This window comes from Klenkia sp. PcliD-1-E (assembly GCF_024124375.1).
Lineage (GTDB): Bacteria > Actinomycetota > Actinomycetes > Mycobacteriales > Geodermatophilaceae > Klenkia.
Genome location: NZ_JAMXRZ010000222.1, coordinates 1 through 2,633, shown reverse-complemented (window position 1 = coordinate 2,633; position 2,633 = coordinate 1). Strand labels below are relative to the sequence as shown.

The window sequence follows — 2,633 nt, the reverse complement described above, 5'->3', positions numbered from 1 at the left end:
CGGCCGTGGTGGTGCTGCTGCGGTCCCGGGCCACCGCGCACCCCGGGGCGTGGCGGCTGTACGCGGCGTCGCTGCTGGTCGGCTGCGCGGGCTCGGGCGCGGTCGTGCTGGTGGAGGGGTCCAGCCGCGCCGCGGTGCTGGCCAGCCTGCCGGGGCAGGCCCTCGGTGCGGTCGCGCTGCTGGGCATGGTCGACAGCGGGGTGCGGCGCGCCCAGCGCGCGACCACCGTGCCGGCCCTCGCGCTCTACGTGGTGGCCGTGCAGCTCGGCCTGCACGCGGGCCTGGAGCTCGTCGCGCTGGTCCCCGGCCTCCCTCCCGCCCTGGACCCCACGTCGTCCCTGCTGCTGGCCAGCGGCGCGGCGCTGGTGACCGGGTCCGCGCTGCTGGTGTTCGCCACACAGCGCCCCAGTGGCGGCGGGCGGGGAGCGGCGTTGCTCACCGCGCAGGCCAGCTGGTCGCTGGTCGCGCTCACCGCCCAGCTGACACCCCGGGACCTGGGGTCACCGCTGCAGGCGGTCACGGTGGTGGCCGGCGCGGTGGCCACCGCCGCCGTCCTGCGCGCGCTGCGGCTGGACACCGGGGAGCCCCCGGGTCCGTCGTCCGCGTCCTCACCCGGCCGGGCGGCCACCACCGCGCTGCTGCCGCACGTGGCCGCCCTGCTCGGGGGCACCCTGCTCCTGGTCACCGTGGCGGTCACCGGGCGCATCGGCACGGGGTCCTTCGCCCTGGGCGTCGTGGGTCTCGGTCTCCTGCTGGTGCACCAGTTCGCCGCGTGGCGGGCGCACACGCAGCTGCAGGAGACCCTGCGCCGCAGCGAGGCGCGCTTCCGCACCCTGGTGCGGGGCAACGTCGACCCCGTCGTCGTGCTCGACGAGGGACTGCGGATCAGCTGGGTGTCCCCCACGATCGACGAGCTGCTCGGGCTGGACGCCGACGGGCTGGTGGGCCGCCCGCTCACGCTGCTCGTGCACCCGGACGACGCCGCCTGGTTGCTCGACGCGCTGCGGGCACCCGCGGTGGACGGCCCCGGCGAGGACACCACCGTCACCGCCCGGCTGCGGCACCGGGACGGTCGCTGGCGGCTGGTCCGGGCCCGGGTCCGCGACCTGCGCGCCGACCCCGACGTGGGTGCCCTGGTGCTCTACGCCCGGGACGTCACCGACACCGTCCCGGCGGCCACCTCCCGGGAGGCGCTGCGGGCCACGGAGACCGTCGACGCCGCCAGCGGTCTGCCCAACGGCACGGTGCTCGCCCAGCGGCTCGCCGTCCCCGCGCGCTCGGGCAACGGGCCGACCGCCACCCAGGGCGCCCTGCTGCTGCTCGCCGTCCCGGGGCTGCTGGACGAGCCGCCGGCGGCGCTGTCGGCGGTGCTCACCGCGGTCTCCCGGGTGCTGCGCGGTGGGGACTGGCTGGCCCGCACCGCGGTGGACCAGTTCGCCGTGCTGGTGGAGGGCGGGGTGGCCGAGGCCGAGGTGGTGGGCGCCCGCCTGGTCGGTGCGCTGGACCGCCTGCCCCCGTCCGCCGACCGGCCGACGCCCCGCTGCGCGGTCGGCGTGACGACGCTGGTGCCCGAGCTGAGCGGGGGCGACCTGCTCCGGCGGGCCGAGGTGGCGCTGCGCAGCGCGCTCGACGCGGGGACCGGGCCGGGCCGGGTGGCGCGCTGGTCCACCGCCGAGCGCGAGCGCAACGACCGCCGCGACCTGCTGCGCGCCGACCTCGGCCGGGCGCTGACCCAGGGGCAGCTGCGACTGGTCTACCAGCCGGTGGTCGACGTGGCCCTGCACCGCACCGCCACCGTCGAGGCGCTGCTGCGCTGGGACCACCCCGTGCTCGGCGAGGTGTCGCCGGCGGAGTTCGTCCCGCTGGCCGAGGAGAGCGCCCTCATCACCGAGCTGGGCCGCTTCGTGCTGCAACGGGCGACCCGGGACGTCGCCGGCCTGGCCGACGCGCGGGTCGCGGTCGCGGTGAACATCTCGACCCGGCACCTGGTGGGCGGCTCGCTGGTCGCCGACGTGTCCGGTGCGCTGGCCGGCAGCGGGCTGGCGCCGTCCCGGTTGCTGGTGGAGATCACCGAGTCGGTGCTCGTGGAGGACCAGCACGTGGACGCCGACCTGCAGGCGCTGCGGGCCTGCGGGGTGCGCGTCGCCCTCGACGACTTCGGCACCGGGTGGTCCTCCCTGGCCTACCTGGCCGGGCTGCCGGTCGACGTGCTGAAGATGGACAAGCAGTTCCTGCAGGGCATCGAGAGCGACCCCCACCGCCGCGAGCTGTGCCGGGTGGTGCTCGACCTGGGCACCAGCCTCGGTCTGCCGGTGATCGTCGAGGGGGTCGAGACCGAGGCCGAGCTGCACCTGGTGCGGGCGATGGGCCACCGCTACGTGCAGGGCTACGTGCTGTCCCGCCCCGTGGAGCTCGGTGAGCTCGACCAGCGCCTGGACACCCTCGACACCGCCACCCGGGAGGTCCCCGCATGACCGCGTCCACCCTGCCGGAGGGCACCGGCTGGCAGCCCGGTGCGCTGGTCCTCGGCCTGGTCGCGGTGGCGGTCGCCGTCCTGCTGGCCCGGGAGGTCCGCCGCCGGCCGGCCGGCGGCCGCGGCCCCTGGGTGCTGCTCGCCCTCGGCGCGGTCGCCG

1 protein-coding gene is annotated in these 2,633 nt (G+C 77.5%); it reads left to right on the top strand.

From position 1 onward, the window contains the following. Positions 1-2,474: bifunctional diguanylate cyclase/phosphodiesterase (locus NH342_RS22630; RefSeq protein ID WP_253018573.1), on the top strand; the 2,474-nt coding region annotated here is incomplete at its 5' end. Positions 2,475-2,633: the final 159 nt, after the last annotated feature.